Consider the following 16,100-nt stretch of genomic DNA (forward strand, 5'->3'; position numbering starts at 1 on the left):
GGTGCCACGCGCTCGTTTGAGGAGGACTTTGTGCTTCGTATTAATCATGCGGTATTACACGGTTTTGAGTTGGAAATAGGTGAGTGTGACATTTCACAGTGTGAGATAGATCTTGGGGTCAAACAGACAAAGTCTTATGTAACGCGTAGTGTACGCCGCATTTTGTCAAACGCAGAGTCAAAGCATGGGCAGTTTGCAGCAGGTTCCACTTTTAAAGATGAATTGATGCGGTATTTTGCTGGACAACGCAGCTTCTTGGATGTATCTGCGGATATTGCTCTGAGCTTGTATGACGCTTTACGTAAGAGTGAAGATTTAGATTCATGCGATTTGCTGGTAGTTGATTTTATCGACACGGGGGATATGAAGACGAATGGCCAGCCCGTGAAGGCGACAAATGCATCTGATGTGCATGAGGCAACGGATACCTACGACAGTGAGGGTACGCGTGGCTTTGCGTTGTTATTGCTTCCGCGCAAGCAAGCCTTTGTACATGACGTGCGCAGTAGGGATGGCCAGGCATATAACGATATTGTGCGTCACGATTCCACCTTACCTAATCCTTCGCAGAAGATTGACACATATGTGGTAATAAAGAGCACTACCTTGGACATTGATTTTCATGATGTCGAGCGTATTGTCATGGGCAAAAAGGCCTATATCATTCCAGAGCTTTTGCTGAAGTGTTCTTCTGTGGCTTCTAGTAAAGAGGTTGTAGATACCGTCACTAAGTTGGTGGAGGATGTGGCGCAGGAGTATGGTTTGGAGCCTGCCGTTGCTGCAGCAAAAGCAAAATCGTATGTTATTGATCGTGCGCGTGCTGCGTGTGATGTCACGCCTGCAGAGGTAGGTAAGGCTGTTTTTGCGGAATCGAGTCCTGATGCTGCAGAACAGTATGAGCGTGAGGCAACGAGTGAGTCTCTTCCAGAGCGCGTAAGCGTAGCAAAATCAACTGCTCAACGACTTGCAAAAAATCATCGTATTCGTACGGATACAGGGATTGAGATTACCTTTCCCTCTGAATATGCAAGCTCGCCAGAGTATATTTCCTTTGAACGCGCAAATGACGGAAAGATATTCATTGAGATTAAAAATATCGGAAGTATCGAGAATCGCTAAGAATGTATCGAGAACCGTTAAAATCGTCCATTGGGCGAATAGTGCTTATGAATGTTTACAATGTGAGTAAAACTAGTGTGCGGTAGTTAGTCTCACTGGAACTGTGTGCACTCATGGTGGGTGTACACAAAAGAGAAAGAAGTTCTTATGATTAACCTTACTCGTCGTAACTTCTTGGGTGCTAGTGCGGTAGTTGCTGGCCTGGGTATGGCTGCCTGCAGCAAGGGTGGCGATAATAACGCCAAGCCTGCCAATACTGCAGACACGAATACGGTAGAGGCTGTTGGCGCTCCAGAGGAGCTTGTAAAAGCTGCTCAAAAAGAGGGCACACTCATCGTTTATGGTTCCTGCGAAGAGGAGCATATGACGGCAGTGTGCGACAATTTCAAGAAGTTGTATGGCATTGACGTACAGGCTCAGCGTCTGTCTACTGGTGAGGTTGCAGCAAAGGTTGAAGAGGAGAACGGTCGTCCCTCTGCAGATGTATGGTTTGGTGGTACCACCGATCCTTACAATGTCGTGTCTTCTAAGGGCTTGCTTGAGCAGTATGAGCCTAAAAATGCTTCTCATCTTATCTCTGATAAGTTCAAGTCTACCAATAAGGATTGGTACGGCATTTACAAGGGCATCTTGGGCATTATGTACGATAAGGAAGAGCTTGAGCGCAAAAAGATTGATGCTCCTAAAGACTTTGCTGATCTTACTGACCCCAAGTATAAAGGCCTTATTTGGTCATCCAACTACAATACCGCTGGTACTGCAAAGCTTATTGTTAATACCATTATTCAGAAATATGGTCACGATAAGGGCATTGAGTATTTAGTAAATCTTGATAAGAACATTGCCCAATATACCAAGAGTGGTTCTGGCCCCTCTAAGGCTATTGGTACTGGTGAGTGCACCATTGGCCTTGGCTTTTTGCATGATGGCATTTATCAGATTGTGGATCAGGAGCATGACAATATTGGCTTGCAAATCCCCACTTCTGGCGCTTCTTATGAGGTTGGTGCTACCGCTATCTTTAAGGGCGCAACCCATCCTAATGCAGCCAAGCTTTGGATTGAGTATGCGTTGTCTCCCGCCTGTGTAAATCGTGCTCAAGAAAACGGTGCCTATCAGTTCTTGGTAATTGATAATGCTCAGCAGCCTAAGATTGCAGAGAAGTATGGTTTGGATCCAAACAACGTAATGGATTACGATTTTGAGGATGCAAAGCAGCATACCGAGCAATATGTAAAGGATGTCATGGAAGCTCTGGGCGGTGGCGATAATCGCTTTAAGACGGAATAGCGCCTACACAACTTTTATGGCAATAACGCCGCTTAAGTTTGCTACTCTAAAGACCGGGTAGGCGGAAGTCCGTCTACCCGGTTTGACTTGCAAATATGAATGCATGAAGTTAGGAATGAGCATGGCAAAGACCCAAAGCGCTCGGCTTGAGCGAAAGAAGCTGTTGGGCGACCCGATTTTGATGACAACCATTATCGTGTTGATTGCGTTTCTTACCCTTTTTATTTTGTATCCTCTTGCCATCCTTATGGTGGATTCCGTTGTTTCAGAACAAGGAATTACCTTTGAGGTATTCGAACGCATTTTAGCGTTACCTTCGTTTACCAAGGCAATCTCTAATACCTTGACTGTTGGTTTTGCAGTTGGTATTTTGTCGGCGCTTATCGGTCTGTTATTTGCATATGTAGAGGTATACGTTAAGCTGCGCACGCGTTTTATGGATATCCTCTTTCGCGTGGTATCGATGCTTCCTGTTGTATCGCCTCCCTTTGTTTTGTCCCTTTCTATGATTATGATGTTTGGTAAAAAAGGACTTATTACCCGTAGTTTGTTAGGTATGTATGACAACAATATTTATGGGTTTTGGGGCATCTTTATTGTTCAGACCATGACATTCTTTCCTGTGTGCTACATGATGCTCAAGGGCTTGCTTAAGAACATTGACCCTTCTTTGGAAGAAGCAGCGCGTGATATGGGAGCAAGCCGCTGGAAAGTATTTACAAGCGTTACACTTCCTTTAATCTTGCCTGGCTTGGGTAATGCATTCTTAGTTTCTTTTATTGAGTCTATTGCAGACTTTGCCAACCCTATGATTATTGGTGGCTCATACGACACCTTAGCAACGTCAATTTATTTGCAAATTACTGGTGCCTATGACAAGCAAGGTGCCGCTGCTATGGCAGTTGTTTTGCTTGCAATTACGCTGCTTATGTTTGTGGTTCAAAAGTATGTGTTGGAGGCAAAAAGTACTTCCACGCTTTCTGGTAAAGCAACGCGCGCTCGTATGCTTATTACCGATAATTCCGTGCGTATTCCACTTTCTGTTTTGTGCGGTGGCGTGGCAATCTTTGTTATTGCCATGTATATGATGGTTCCTTATGGCTCGTTTGTGCGTTCATGGGGTTCTAACTATGAGCTTACAGCTAAATGGTTTACTCAGGTATTTACCAAGTATCACGGCCTGCAAGCCTTCCGTGACTCCTTTATGCTGTCGCTTATAGCTGCGCCTATTACCGCACTTCTCTCCATGATTATTTCCTATCTTGTTGTTAAACGACGCTTTAGGTTCCGTGGTTTTATCGAAGCGGTTTCTATGTTGGCAATGGCAGTACCTGGTACCGTTTTAGGCGTTGGCTATATTCGTGGTTTCTCAAGTGGTATTATGCACACAGGTTTTATGCAGGGTCTTTATGGTACAGCTTTGATTTTGATTATTGTATTTGTTGTGCGCTCACTTCCAACTGGTACACGCTCTGGTATTTCTGCATTGCGGCAGATTGATAAGTCCATTGAGGAATCTGCTTACGATATGGGTGCAGATAGTTTTACGGTATTTATGACGGTAACCCTGCCGCTTATTAAAGATTCGTTTTTATCTGGTTTGGTTACGGCATTCGTTCGTTCAATTACCGCAATTTCCGCAGTTATTTTGCTGGTCACGCCACAGTTCTTGCTCATTACTGTTCAGATTAACGAGTTTGCAGGCAAGGGTTCCTATGGTATGGCATGCGCATTCGCAACTATTCTTATTGTAATCACGTACGGTTCGGTCTTGTTAATGAACTGGGTCATGAAGCACTTCGGAACCAGTCAAGCACTCAAGGAGGAGTAACTCATGACTAAGCAAAAAAAGGGCGTTCGTCTTGAGCACGTTTCTAAGATTTATCAAGATCCCAAGACAGGCAAGGACTTTTACGCAGTTCATGATGCCAACATTACCATTGAGCCTGGCGAGTTTGTAACCTTGCTTGGTCCTTCTGGCTGCGGCAAGACCACTATCTTGCGTATGATTGCAGGTTTTGAGTCTCCTGATGAGGGCAAGATTTTCTTGGGTGATGAGCAGATTGATGAGCTTACACCTAATAAGCGAGATACTGCTATGGTATTCCAGAGTTATGCGCTACTTCCTCATTACAACATTTTTGATAATGTTGCATATGGTCTTAAGCTGCGCAAAATGGATAAAGCCATTATTCGCGAGAAGGTGCTTAACATCCTTAAGCTCGTTGGTCTTGAGGGCATGGAAGACCGTATGACCAATCAGCTTTCTGGTGGTCAGCAGCAGCGTGTTGCACTAGCTCGTGCTTTGGTTATTGAGCCGAGCGTACTTCTCTTTGATGAGCCTTTATCCAATCTTGATGCCAAGCTACGTGTAGACATGCGTAATGAAATTCGTCGCATACAGCAAGAAGCTGGCATTACTGCTATTTATGTAACGCATGACCAGTCTGAGGCTATGGCGCTGTCTGATAACATCATTGTTATGAAGAAGGGTCTTGTCGATCAGATTGGTGACCCGCAAACCGTGTACTACCACCCCATAGATGAGTTTGTTGCAGACTTTATTGGTGAGTCCAACTTCCTTCATGCTACCGTTACCGAGAAGCTCAATGAAGAAAGTGCGCTTTGTACGTTTGAGGGCCATGAGCTTGAGGTAGGAGGCTCTAAGCATCTTGAGAAGGGCAGTGAATGCTGCATCGTTTTGCGTCCTGAGTCTGCTACGCTTGCAGACACAGGCGTGCTACCCTGCAAGGTCGTGCTATCTCGCTTTATGGGCCACTACCAAAATTATCAGGTTATGGTGGGCAACTCCCTTATTAAGATTACGGACTTTAACCCCCGCACGCATAAGATTTATGCCGTGGGTGATGAGGCCTATGTAAACTTCACGAAGAGCGAGGTCCATGTTTTGTAAGTAATTGTTAGATATATACATTCACCGAAAACCTTATATGCATCGGCTTGGGTTCAGTATATTGATTTGTATATCTAGTTTATAAAGAGGGGAGCGTTATGGAGCTGTTTGAGTTTGCATTTTGTCCAAGATTCGACAGTAAAATTTTATTTCTTTCTGAACTATGTCCAGAAAAATGGAATTTTAGTAATCAATCAACAAATTCGATACTCAAAAGTTACATAAAGCATACCTTTTTAAAATTATTTGAAGAAGGGAATATATTCCAGTCAGAAGACCATGCACTCTTCAATACTGGATTATATACAGAGTACTACGAAGCAATCTATGCCTATTTTACAAGGAATGAGATTCCTAATCGTCAAAAGTGGTTTCTTAATGGCTTTTATACGGGGTATCAATTGACGTCTATGGGAATATCATATCTTCCTAAAAGAGCAAATTATTTCGAAAACCCAGCTGATTTAGTTTTTGATACAAACTGTGAAATTTGCCCCCAGTACGCACACATATTTGGAGATATAGAGAACCGGAATCGCATTCCTGAGTCAGTACGCGAAGGAATGAATAGAGAGATGCTCTTTGATGGTGCTATAAAACATGCAAAGCATATGATAGATGCAAACTATAAGACAGCCGTGCCTCAATACTATAGGGGGCGTATTCAGCTTCTTATTCCCATATGTTTAATTAATCCGAATGTTCCTGATTTGGCGCTAGTTGTTAGTAAAAGTGAGACAGGAAACCAGTATTTAGGTCATACGTGTTTAACATTAGATATGGCGTACAATAACGCGCGCTTAATTGCACGACCAGATAGTGCATGGCTTAAAATATAGAAATAAGCATTGAGTCTTCTTGACTTCCATGAATGTTTATGTAGTATATTTATATACTATTTTTACTATCTTTTTGTTTTGTACTACTATTTGTTTTGTATTGATTGTTTTTTTGATTATGACAAAGGAACCACATCTTTTGATGTGGTTCCTTTGTCGTTTAAAGTGACATCAAAAAAGCAGTTGTTGAAACAGGGAGTTCTATGTCTGCTTTGCCTCTTCGATTACTTTCACCAGCGGGTGGTCCTGAGCAGTTACAAATGGCTTTGCACTTTGGTGCCCATGAAGTCTTTTTAGCTGGCAAGCAATGGGGTATGCGTGCACGCAGTAAAAACTTTGATAAAGCGCAGTTGGAGGAAGCTGTGCAGCTTGCTCATGGCAAAGGTGTAAGCGTTCACCTTACGCTTAACACCATTATGCGCGATGAAGATACTGATGAGTTGCCCGAGTATCTAGACTTTATCAATCAGATTGGTGTTGATGCAGCTATTGTGGCTGACTTGGGTGGCATGGCATTGGTACAAACATATGCCCCCAATGTAGAGTTACATGTTTCTACACAGGCGTCCGTCATGAATGCCTTAGCTGCCGAGCAGTATTTGCGCTTGGGTGCAAAACGTCTTGTTCTTGCTAGAGAAATGACGTTAAAAGAAATCTCTGAGCTCCACCGTCGTGTAAGTTCCGAGCTTGAGCTTGAGGTCTTTGCACATGGCTCCATGTGCATGGCAGTGTCGGGTCGATGCTTTTTGTCCAGTGAGTTGGTGGGTCGCGAGCGTGGTGCTAACGTAGGCGCCTGCACGCAGCCTTGCCGTTGGGGATGGACGCTTGTAGAGGAGTCTAAACCAGATACACGTCGCATGGATATAGAGCAGGATGATAAGTGGAGTTATATTTTATCCTCCAATGACCTGCGGATGCTTGAACATTTAGATGATATTGCTGCTGCTGGTGTTACTGCTATTAAAATTGAAGGCCGAGCAAAGGGTGCTTACTATACCGCCTGTGTTACTAATGCGTATCGGCATGTTTTGGATGGTGACCCAGCCAAACAGTGGATGAGCGAGCTTGAGGCTGTAAGTCATCGTCCGTACTCTACGGGTTTCTTTTATGGCAATCCTACGCAAAATCCTGGCCACGTGGACTATGTACGTGATCGTCTGATGGTTGCTACTGTTATTTCTTGTGCCGAGAAACCCAATGAGCAGGGTATGTATGAGGTCCAGGTGCACTGTCGTAACAAGGCTACCGCATCCGATCAGCTGCAGGTTTTGTCGGCAAACTATCCCATTCGCGAGTGCGTTCTTGGTATGGTTAAGCAGTGGAATGGTTATGATGCCTACACGCCAACCGATATAATGTCGCGTGCTATGGGTACGTACAAAATCCAGCTACCCTTTGCAGTTGATCCATTAGATATTTTATGTCTTAAACAGCAGAGTTAGCTTTGTGTTAACCGCGTAATGTTTACATATGAGGAACCTGATATGACCCAATCGTTGCTCGCAAAACAAGCATATGAACTCATACAAGCGGATAGCTCATGGTTGCCTGCGCTTTCTAATGTGGCGGCGTTGCTGTGGGAATCTATGGACGATGTGAGTTGGGTAGGCTTTTACTTAAAGCAAAGTGGCATTAGTACCAACATGCCATCAAGCCCTGCACCAGAGCTTGTGCTCGGACCTTTTCAAGGCAAAATTGCTTGCACACGCATTGCGTGGGGCAAAGGTGTGTGTGGTACGTCTGCTGCAACTAATACAACACAACTTGTACCAGATGTACATGCATTTCCAGGTCATATTGCTTGTGATTCTGCTTCAAACTCCGAGGTAGTTATACCTTTACACACCGCTTCTGGTAGCGTGATTGCCGTTTTGGATATTGATTCTACAAGTTTGGCGCGCTTCTCGGTACAAGATGCTGCCATGCTGGAAGACGTAGTGGCAACTATCGAGAAACTCATTGATTGGACCGCGTTTGAGCCACAGATGAGCTAGGCAATTTCCCAGCTGCACTGCTCCATATCTACACGGCCATCATCTAAGAATAAGATACCTTCTTTTTCTAGCAGCATACGTTGGGCGTCGGGGCCGCCAAAGGCAAAACCTGGTGCTAGTGAGCCATCTTTAAAGACCACACGATGACAGGGAATAATGCCAGGTTGAGGGTTGCTATGTAGGGCAAAGCCTACAAAGCGTGCGTTGCGTGGCTTGCCAACCATGCGGGCAACTTGTCCATAACTTGCAACTCTACCTGCAGGTATTTGCTTAACTATGTCATAGACCTGCTCGTTAAAGTGACCCATACCAATCCAATCAAGCTACGAGTTTTTGCAAAACGTCCTGCGCAAAGCTCTTGTCTGACTCTGAAGATAGTATACAATATAGAACAGGTGTTTGGATAGGGGAGGCAACTATGGAAGCGCAAACTAACAAGCGGGTAGCTGTGTTTTTTGCTGAGGGCATGGAAGAGATTGAGGGTCTCACGGTTGTAGACATTCTTTATCGTGCGGGCATTCCTTGTGATATGGTTGCCATAACACCAGAACTTACTGTTGTTTCGTCTCATAACGTAACCCTTGTGTGCCATCGCAGTATCTATGATGTTGACTTTGATTTTGCTTCGTATGACATGCTTGTTTTGCCTGGAGGACTTCCTGGTACCACTCATTTAGCTGCGTGTACGCCGCTGTGCGATGCGCTTAAGGAGTTTGCAGCTTTAAAAAAGAACCTTGCTGCCATTTGCGCTGCACCCTCCATTTTGGCTGAGTTAGGTCTTCTACAAGGGCGTATTGCTACTGCTAATCCTGGCTTTCAGCAGATATTGGCACAGCAGGGTGCTCAAGTTGTAACCGCTGCTGTTGCTCATGATGGCACTATTATTACCAGCCAGGGAATGGCTACGGCGCTGGATTTTGCTTTAGAAATTGTTCGTACATACTTGGATGAAGAAGCTGTACAAAAGGTGCGTACCAGTGTAGTGGATATGCGTGCATTGTAATCTCATAGTATGTATAAGGAACATAAGGGACAACAAAACAGAACCTATTTGTGTATTGACCTTAAATCGTTTTATGCCTCAGTTGAGTGTATTGAGCGAGGTCTTGATCCGTTTACAACTAACTTGGTTGTAGCAGATCCTACGCGCACTGCTAAAACTATTTGTCTGGCTGTGTCTCCTGCTATGAAGGCTTTAGGCGTGCCAGGTCGTTGTCGCGTGTTTGAAATACCACGTCATATAAGCTATATCATGGCTCCTCCACGCATGTCTTTGTATATCAAGCGCTCTGCTGAAGTGTACGGAGTATATCTGAAGTGGATTGCTAAAGAAGACATTTTTGTTTATTCGATTGATGAGGCCTTTTTTGATATTACGGGTTACCTATCTTTATATGGCATGACCGCGCGTGAGCTGGGAGAGGCCATCCGGTTAGATGTTGCTCAAACCCTCGGTATTACTGCTACCTGTGGCATGGGTCCCAATATGTATTTGGCAAAAATTGCATTGGATATTTCTGCTAAACATAGCCCTGATTTCTTTGGTGAACTTACCGAGCAAAGCTATAGAGAAACCCTGTGGAACCATACACCACTTACAGATTTTTGGCGTATAGGTCCTGGTATTTCTCGTAGGTTGGCAGCTATGGGGATTTATACCATGGGCCAGTTAGCAGCTGCCCCAATAGAGCCTTTGTATCGGGAGTTTGGTATTGATGCAGAGATTCTTATAGACCATGCTTGGGGCATAGAGCCAACAACTATGGCAGCAATAAAAGCATATAAGCCGCGTACACAGTCCTTCTCGACAGCGCAAGTTTTTGGGCGTGATTACCGTCCAGAAGATGCGCTTATTGTATGCAAAGAGATGGCAGATCAGCTTGCATTGCAACTGGTAGAACAGCACAAACAAGCATCAGGGATTTCTGTATATATTGGCTATACTGCTCATGAAGACGAGCGTGAGCTTATTAAAAAGTCTCTTGCTTTGCATCGGCGCTTGGGGCCTGCTTCTGTAGGGAGCTACAGCTTTGGAGTGCCTACTTCTTCTTCTAAACAGCTTCGCAAAGCGGTGGAACGTCTGTTTTTAGAGAAGTGCCTTCCTACGCGTATGGTACATAGAGTGGGGCTTGCCGCTGTTAAGGTACTTGATGAAACAGCACCAGGCACGCAGTTAGATTTGCTTTCCAATACACAACAGCTATCGGAAGAATACGCTATAAGCCAAACGGTCAATGATGTGAAGAAGAGGTTTGGTAAAAACGCCTTGCTGCGTGGTATTGATTTGCTGCCGCAGGCTACTGCACGTGAACGTAATCGGCAGATTGGAGGGCATCGGAGTGGAGAAGCCTAACAAGAACAGCAAGCCATTTTTAGATGATATGCCGCGACGTGTTCCTATGCCCCTTGCTGATCGTGCAAAAATATTTCAACCGTTTGAACCGCTTAAGGGCTTTGCAGAAGCTTTACGTGAGCAGGAGCAAAAAGCTGAGCGTAATGCATTGGCTGGAGATGGTATCCATAGGGCACATAATCAAGCAATAGCGCCAGAGGATACAGCTGCTGCATATCCAATCTGGGATGAAGAGTTTGGTTGGCTTAGTTAAGCGTTCAGAAACTTTACTATGGCGTAGGGTTTCTCGTCAGTTCCATTAAGGCTTACGGTGGTACCTTCATTGCTGGTATACACCACAGGAACAATGGTGTCTCCAAGTGTAGCAAAGAAGACGTATTGTACTAACACGCGCTTAAGCTGGGATAAATCACCTGCGGCAGCTCGAGCAAATTCAATGTATTGTGCGTTGTTGACATGATGGTTAGTATCAAGGTTTTGCTCACTCACCACAAAGGATGGTTTTGTTACAGCTTTAAGCGTGGCATCAATGCGTAGCTTGCGCGAGGTCTTTGGCATGTCTAATGATTCACCAACTTGTGCCATATAAGGAGTCCATTCTTCCGCTGGAGGCACAATGGGGGTTTGCTTAGCAAAATCAAACATAAACCATAGTGAATCTGCGCGAACGTACTCAAAACCGTCGGGCGAACAGATAGTAAAGTTTCGATGTGCAAAAACACCTTGCAGGCGGGTGGGCCACGTGCTTACTACAATGTCTTGCCCATAGCGGGGCAACGTATGTATTTGAATTTGCCAACCTGCAATAAGCCATGCAAGACCTTTTTGAGCCAGATGGTCTAGCCCAATGCCTAACTCATCGGTTTGGAAAAGAGAGCAATCTTGCAGGTAGTTTACGAGCGAAACCAAAGACAACGTACCTTGCTCATCAGTTTCACTATATCTAATGCGAGAAGAAAATGAATACACGCTTAGGCCCTTTCTTATTCACTGCGCAATGCTTCCACAGGGTCTGCTGCCGCAGCAGAACGAGAAGGAATAATGCCTGCAATAACCGTTAATACAATAGAGATGAGAATCAGAATAAGTGCAGAACCGGGGGCTAGTTGCATGATATTGTGTACGCCATTGATATGTTCAACAATGGCATTTATTGGGATAGAGAGCCCTACAACTACAAAAATAGCAAACACGCCAGAGATGAGTCCTTCAATAAAGGTCTCTGCGTTAAAGACATTGGCTATGTTGCGTTTGGACGCGCCCATGGCACGTAGGATACCAATCTCCTTACGGCGTTCTAATACGGAGATATACGTAATAATGCCAATCATAATGGAGCTTACTACCAAAGAAATGCTTACAAAGGCAATGAGTACGAGGGAAATCATGTTAACAATGTTAGTTACTGAAGACATCAGTGTGCCAGTAAGGTCACTGTAGGTAATGGTGTTATCTGATTTACCTGCTGCTTCGAGCTTGGCATTGTATGAGTCAATTTCAGACATGATTTTGGATTTTGCATCAAAATCCTTAGGGAAGATTTCAATAGCGCTTGGCTTGTCCAACGTGCCATACCCAAGCTTACTCAAATTACTGTCATAGGAGTAACGATTGGCAGAAGAAAGGCTGCTAAACATAGCCATGAGTTCTTCTTGTGTCATATTAAAGTGAATAGCATTGGCAAACGCAGCGGGGTTAAAGGCAAATGCATTTTGCAACACTTGAGCACTCTTAGACATATTGCTTTGCAAGGCGTCTGCCAATCCATTGGAGACTACCGTCATCTGAGACTGTAGTGCAGAACTCATTTGTTCCATCATGCTTTGAGCTGCTTTCTGAGCAAGGTCAGACATCTGCTGTTGCAAATAAGGAATAAATTGCTTGGTAAAATACTCTTCTGCAAAAGGTTGTACGCTGGTTTTGAGTGCATCGCCTACAAGGGAAGATACTTGGCTGAGCTGTGTTTGAACAAGCTCAGATTGCAAGTAGGCATCCAAATCTGCAGAAAGGTCCGTGTTTGGTGTAAGGGACTCACCAGGGTGTTGCGCATACCACCACGGTAAAAATCCACGAGCAATTTGTTGGAGTATGTCAGTAATCTGCTTTTGTTGTGCGGGGTCAAGCGTATCTACTATATGACTGAGTTTCTCAAAATCAGGTTGAGGGGCACCTTGTATCAATTTCAAGAGCATGTCAGGCGTAATAGATTGTGTGAGTGCATTGGTGTCTAAGTTCAAAGCAGTGGGGTCAACATTCAGAGCACTGGTATCGAGCTTAGAAAGATCAAGTGTAGAGCTTAAATTGGACAAAGCAGCGGTATCAAAAGAAAAGGCAGAGGCCAGCATCTTTTGATCAACCGTAAAGAGTTTACTTAAATCAAAGTCTTGAGCTGCATTGTCTTTGAGCTGCTCAAATGTTTTGCCCGTAAAGACATCTACGTCAGGATTGGCAATTTGTTGCTTTACGATATCAGTTTGGGCGTTGTCTTCCATGAGTTTATGCGTGAGTGCGGTGGTGTAGGCAATGCCCTGAGAAAGTGAGCCAATGGACTTACCTTCTGCAGGACGAATAACACCTACAACTTTGACAGTAATGCCATTACTAATAGCCTTACGCATGTAGGCTGTATCGTGGGACATGTCAGACCAGGTATTGGTGGTAGAGTTGAATTGGTACACATCAGGCTGTTTGACCACCTTGTAGCTAAGATTGAGTGCGTCATCATACGTAAAGTCAACGTTTTTAACTGCCTCTACGGTAGCCTTCTTATCTTTTGTTAAGTTGCTCAAAAGATCACGGAAGATATCGGGGTCAAGCACGCCAATGTTGTATAGGGTGTAGTCAGATAGTTGACCATCTTTATCCAACACCAACACGGCTTCGTCATATTTAGTAGGCCACGTACCAGCAACAACAGTATATTGTGAAGCGAGCATCTCATGGTTATCAATGAGTTCTTGGAATGAGTCTGTTGTGGAATTACCAAAGCTGGAAGAAAGACCCATCATGGAAGCGCCCTGAGAGCCAGATTCCAATACCTTTCCTAGAGGTAGCGTTGAGGCATTTTCTGCAGGGAGATAAAACTGAGGAGTAACGTTATATTTGTACTGAATAGCATTGGCATTACGTTTTATGTTGCTGCTAGAAGATTCAATATATGCCTTAAATCCTGGTAGGTCATTCTTTTTGACCGTGTCAAACATGGAAGAAACATCGGAAGTAATACCAATATGGCCGTCTTTGACGTTTTTTTGCTTAGCTTCAGAATTGGTGCGCGTCATAGTGGTGAGCAATTTGGTAAAGTCCGCCGCATTTTCGCTAATGGTTAGCGGGTAGGAGGACATGGCATTTTCTTCCGTTTTGGCAATGTAGTCATTGACACCATTTGATAGGGCCAAGATTGCCGCAATGCCAATAATGCCAATTGAGCCAGCAAACGCTGTCAAAATAGTTCTGCCTTTTTTAGTCATGAGATTATTTGCCGATAAACCCAAGGCAGTCAGAAAAGACATCGAGGCTTTGCCTGATTTGTGTACTCTTCGAATAGGAGTGGCGCTTGCTGTGGCAGAATCCGTTTGTGTTGCGGCGAGTTGAGTTCCTTCAGTTGAGCTGGTATCTGCAGCTGTATCGCTTAGTTTAGAAGCGGTAAAAGGCCTAGAGTCATCAACAATTTTGCCATCCTGCAAACGGATGATGCGTGTGGCATACTGCTGAGCGAGCTCTGGGTTATGGGTGACCATGATAACAAGACGGTCATGGGCAACCTCGCGTAAGAGGTTCATAATTTGGATACCGGTCTTGCCGTCTAGAGCGCCGGTGGGCTCGTCTGCAAGAACAATATCAGGGTCATTGACGAGTGCACGTGCAATTGCTACACGCTGCATTTGGCCGCCGGACAACTGGTTAGGCTTTTTATGAGCATGGTCTTTAAGACCTACGCGTTCAAGCGCATTGCGTGCACGCTCCTTCCTTTGTGTTCCATGTTCACCAGACAGCGTAAGGGCAAGCTCCACGTTAGATAAAACAGTTTGATGGGGAATCAGGTTGTAGCTTTGAAAAACAAAACCAACATGATGGTTACGATAGGTATCCCAATCTTTACTTTTATACTGTTTGGTAGAGACGCCATTAATAACAATCTCTCCACTATCTGCATGGTCAAGACCACCCAAAATGTTAAGCAGGGTAGTCTTGCCTGAGCCAGATTGACCAAGGATTGCTACAAATTCATTATCTCTAAAGGTGGCAGAAACACCGTCAAGTGCAGTTTGTACAAATGTGCCTGTTGTATAGGCCTTGCAAATATCTTTTAGCTCAATCATGTGGTCCAGTTTCCGCGGAAGGTATCCTTGAGATAATCCTACCCCTCATGGACCAACTTAGACGAGTTTTACCGTGAATACATGTAGTTTTGTAGTTCGTACATAATGCGGTTTTTAGCTCCATTGAGGTAAAGGGCAAGGCCCAGTTCACGCTCTACACTACAGAGAACATCGATGGAGCATACAGCAAGCAAACTTGCTGCTACTAGGTTGAGGGTATGGGGGGCAACTGCGGTAAATACCTGCATAAATGCAGGTTGTATTATTTGTACACAGGCAACAGAAAAGCCGCCAAAGAGCACGGTTGCAGGTGCACAAATGTAACCCTTGTAATTAAGTGGCATGTGCGAATAATCCCACCAGCGTTTTCCAAAGCTTATAAGCAGTGCGCGTGCGGTAATAAGCTCAATGATGGTAGCAAGTGTCGCGCCAGCTACAAAAAGCAAGAATGGGTTGTCAATCCAACCCAACAGCAACACCGCTCCCATGGCTCCAGCACCATAGATGGGGCAGATGGGACCAAACAAAAAGCCACGACGCTCAAAGCGTTTCTCGATATAGGAACAGTAGACTGTTTCCCAAGCCCAGCCAAAAAAGGCATATATAAAGAAACTTGTAATAGCACTAGAAACCAGATTCATCATAGATATGCCTCCAGCTCCTTGAGACGTGCCCAAGCCCAAGGTTCTTTTACAAAGACCTCGTAGGTCGAGCAAACCTTATCGATAAGACAAACGATTATGCCTTCACGATATTTAGGTGGAATGGGAGTGAGGGGAAACATGTGACGCTTGATGGCATTTTGCACACGTTCAGACAGTTCAAAATCTGCCATAGCATTGCGTAGTGCCAAACGCGGATGAGAAAACCCGTGGAGGCCTTCAGGGCAGGCGTCTTTGATGTGCCAGTCATAGAGGTAGTAATCGTGTAAGAGCGCAGCGGTGACAAGGTCCTGTTCATTGCAAGTAATCTTTAGGGTACGGACAAAGAGTAGTGAGTAGTAGGCTACAGCCATGCAGTGGTCAAGGGTGGTTGTAGCACCATGCTGGATGAATTGATCCATGCTGCGCACACGGGGATGCAAAAGTATGGGGGCGGCAAGTTGTGTAAAGTCATCGGTAATATCAGCTAATTTCATGTGATGCCCTCATTGATGTTCTAGGTACTGCTAACTGTTGTTGTCAACTATGCGTTGTTCTTTACTTACTATTATTTCCTAAAATGGAAATAAGTCAAAAAATGTGACTTAAATGTAATAAAACTTGCTAT

The 16,100-nt window shown here is 44.5% G+C and carries 15 protein-coding genes; 10 read left to right on the forward strand and 5 right to left on the reverse strand.

Going from position 1 to position 16,100, the window contains the following annotated elements; genetic code table 11:
* Positions 1-30 precede the first annotated feature (30 nt).
* The 7 genes from SPD80_RS00160 (at position 31) to SPD80_RS00190 (ending at position 8,156) form a co-directional block, all read left to right on the forward strand.
* Positions 31-1,119 carry a nucleoid-associated protein gene (locus tag SPD80_RS00160; RefSeq protein ID WP_320827880.1) on the forward strand — a complete coding sequence of 363 codons (1,089 nt, stop codon included), beginning with the start codon at positions 31-33 and terminating at the stop codon, positions 1,117-1,119.
* A gap of 147 nt (positions 1,120-1,266) precedes the next feature.
* On the forward strand, positions 1,267-2,409 hold the full coding sequence (locus tag SPD80_RS00165) for an ABC transporter substrate-binding protein (protein WP_320827881.1): 1,143 nt from the start codon (positions 1,267-1,269) through the stop codon (positions 2,407-2,409).
* Positions 2,410-2,530: 121 nt separating this feature from the next.
* Positions 2,531-4,240: an iron ABC transporter permease gene (locus SPD80_RS00170; protein WP_320606073.1), complete on the forward strand. Its 1,710-nt coding sequence runs from the start codon at positions 2,531-2,533 to the stop codon at positions 4,238-4,240.
* Positions 4,241-4,243: 3 nt separating this feature from the next.
* On the forward strand, positions 4,244-5,323 hold the full coding sequence (locus SPD80_RS00175) for an ABC transporter ATP-binding protein (protein WP_320827882.1): 1,080 nt from the start codon (positions 4,244-4,246) through the stop codon (positions 5,321-5,323).
* A 98-nt stretch (positions 5,324-5,421) separates the two neighbouring features.
* On the forward strand, positions 5,422-6,162 hold the full coding sequence (locus SPD80_RS00180; RefSeq protein ID WP_320606071.1) for a DUF3825 domain-containing protein: 741 nt from the start codon (positions 5,422-5,424) through the stop codon (positions 6,160-6,162).
* Positions 6,163-6,365: 203 nt separating this feature from the next.
* On the forward strand, positions 6,366-7,604 hold the full coding sequence (locus tag SPD80_RS00185) for a peptidase U32 family protein (RefSeq protein ID WP_320827883.1): 1,239 nt from the start codon (positions 6,366-6,368) through the stop codon (positions 7,602-7,604).
* 42 nt (positions 7,605-7,646) lie between these two features.
* Positions 7,647-8,156: a GAF domain-containing protein gene (locus tag SPD80_RS00190; protein ID WP_320827884.1), complete on the forward strand. Its 510-nt coding sequence runs from the start codon at positions 7,647-7,649 to the stop codon at positions 8,154-8,156.
* Here SPD80_RS00190 and SPD80_RS00195 read toward each other — a convergent pair.
* Complete coding sequence (locus SPD80_RS00195; RefSeq protein ID WP_320827885.1) at positions 8,153-8,464, reverse strand: MGMT family protein; 312 nt, start codon at positions 8,462-8,464, stop codon at positions 8,153-8,155. The two genes, SPD80_RS00190 and SPD80_RS00195, sit on opposite strands and share 4 nt — an antisense overlap.
* A gap of 110 nt (positions 8,465-8,574) precedes the next feature.
* Between SPD80_RS00195 and SPD80_RS00200 the strand changes: the two genes are divergently transcribed.
* Genes SPD80_RS00200 through SPD80_RS00210 form a run of 3 tightly spaced genes read left to right on the forward strand, consistent with a single transcriptional unit; the run spans position 8,575 to position 10,762 of the window.
* Positions 8,575-9,159 carry a DJ-1 family glyoxalase III gene (locus SPD80_RS00200; RefSeq protein WP_320827886.1) on the forward strand — a complete coding sequence of 195 codons (585 nt, stop codon included), beginning with the start codon at positions 8,575-8,577 and terminating at the stop codon, positions 9,157-9,159.
* 9 nt (positions 9,160-9,168) lie between these two features.
* Complete coding sequence (locus SPD80_RS00205; RefSeq protein ID WP_320827887.1) at positions 9,169-10,509, forward strand: Y-family DNA polymerase; 1,341 nt, start codon at positions 9,169-9,171, stop codon at positions 10,507-10,509.
* A complete protein-coding gene (locus SPD80_RS00210; RefSeq protein WP_320827889.1) occupies positions 10,496-10,762 on the forward strand; it encodes a hypothetical protein in 267 nt (88 codons plus the stop codon). The genes SPD80_RS00205 and SPD80_RS00210 overlap by 14 nt, the downstream gene beginning before the upstream one ends.
* On the opposite strand, the gene SPD80_RS00215 is transcribed toward SPD80_RS00210, so the two are convergent.
* The 4 genes from SPD80_RS00215 to SPD80_RS00230 form a co-directional block, all read right to left on the reverse strand.
* A complete protein-coding gene (locus SPD80_RS00215; protein WP_320827891.1) occupies positions 10,759-11,478 on the reverse strand; it encodes an acyl-[acyl-carrier-protein] thioesterase in 720 nt (239 codons plus the stop codon). The two genes, SPD80_RS00210 and SPD80_RS00215, sit on opposite strands and share 4 nt — an antisense overlap.
* 14 nt (positions 11,479-11,492) lie before the next feature.
* A complete protein-coding gene (locus tag SPD80_RS00220) occupies positions 11,493-14,831 on the reverse strand; it encodes an ABC transporter ATP-binding protein/permease (RefSeq protein WP_320827892.1) in 3,339 nt (1,112 codons plus the stop codon).
* Positions 14,832-14,899: 68 nt separating this feature from the next.
* Positions 14,900-15,475 carry a putative ABC transporter permease gene (locus SPD80_RS00225; RefSeq protein WP_320827893.1) on the reverse strand — a complete coding sequence of 192 codons (576 nt, stop codon included), beginning with the start codon at positions 15,473-15,475 and terminating at the stop codon, positions 14,900-14,902.
* Entirely contained in the window at positions 15,472-15,969 is a 498-nt protein-coding gene (locus SPD80_RS00230; RefSeq protein ID WP_320827895.1) for an HD domain-containing protein, read from the reverse strand. The genes SPD80_RS00225 and SPD80_RS00230 overlap by 4 nt, the downstream gene beginning before the upstream one ends.
* Between the last annotated feature and the right edge of the window lie 131 nt (positions 15,970-16,100).

The organism is Atopobium sp., from assembly GCF_034113385.1.
Taxonomy (GTDB): domain Bacteria; phylum Actinomycetota; class Coriobacteriia; order Coriobacteriales; family Atopobiaceae; genus Atopobium.

Excerpts from the sequence above, each read along its gene's own strand:
- SPD80_RS00165 (WP_320827881.1), top strand. The coding sequence starts at position 1,267 with ATGATTAACCTTACTCGTCGTAACTTCTTGGGTGCTAGTGCGGTAGTT.
- SPD80_RS00170 (WP_320606073.1), top strand. The coding sequence starts at position 2,531 with ATGGCAAAGACCCAAAGCGCTCGGCTTGAGCGAAAGAAGCTGTTGGGC.
- SPD80_RS00175 (WP_320827882.1), top strand. The coding sequence starts at position 4,244 with ATGACTAAGCAAAAAAAGGGCGTTCGTCTTGAGCACGTTTCTAAGATT.
- SPD80_RS00180 (WP_320606071.1), top strand. The coding sequence starts at position 5,422 with ATGGAGCTGTTTGAGTTTGCATTTTGTCCAAGATTCGACAGTAAAATT.
- SPD80_RS00185 (WP_320827883.1), top strand. The coding sequence starts at position 6,366 with ATGTCTGCTTTGCCTCTTCGATTACTTTCACCAGCGGGTGGTCCTGAG.
- SPD80_RS00190 (WP_320827884.1), top strand. The coding sequence starts at position 7,647 with ATGACCCAATCGTTGCTCGCAAAACAAGCATATGAACTCATACAAGCG.
- SPD80_RS00195 (WP_320827885.1), bottom strand. The coding sequence starts at position 8,464 with ATGGGTCACTTTAACGAGCAGGTCTATGACATAGTTAAGCAAATACCT.
- SPD80_RS00200 (WP_320827886.1), top strand. The coding sequence starts at position 8,575 with ATGGAAGCGCAAACTAACAAGCGGGTAGCTGTGTTTTTTGCTGAGGGC.
- SPD80_RS00205 (WP_320827887.1), top strand. The coding sequence starts at position 9,169 with ATGTATAAGGAACATAAGGGACAACAAAACAGAACCTATTTGTGTATT.
- SPD80_RS00220 (WP_320827892.1), bottom strand. The coding sequence starts at position 14,831 with ATGATTGAGCTAAAAGATATTTGCAAGGCCTATACAACAGGCACATTT.
- SPD80_RS00225 (WP_320827893.1), bottom strand. The coding sequence starts at position 15,475 with ATGATGAATCTGGTTTCTAGTGCTATTACAAGTTTCTTTATATATGCC.
- SPD80_RS00230 (WP_320827895.1), bottom strand. The coding sequence starts at position 15,969 with ATGAAATTAGCTGATATTACCGATGACTTTACACAACTTGCCGCCCCC.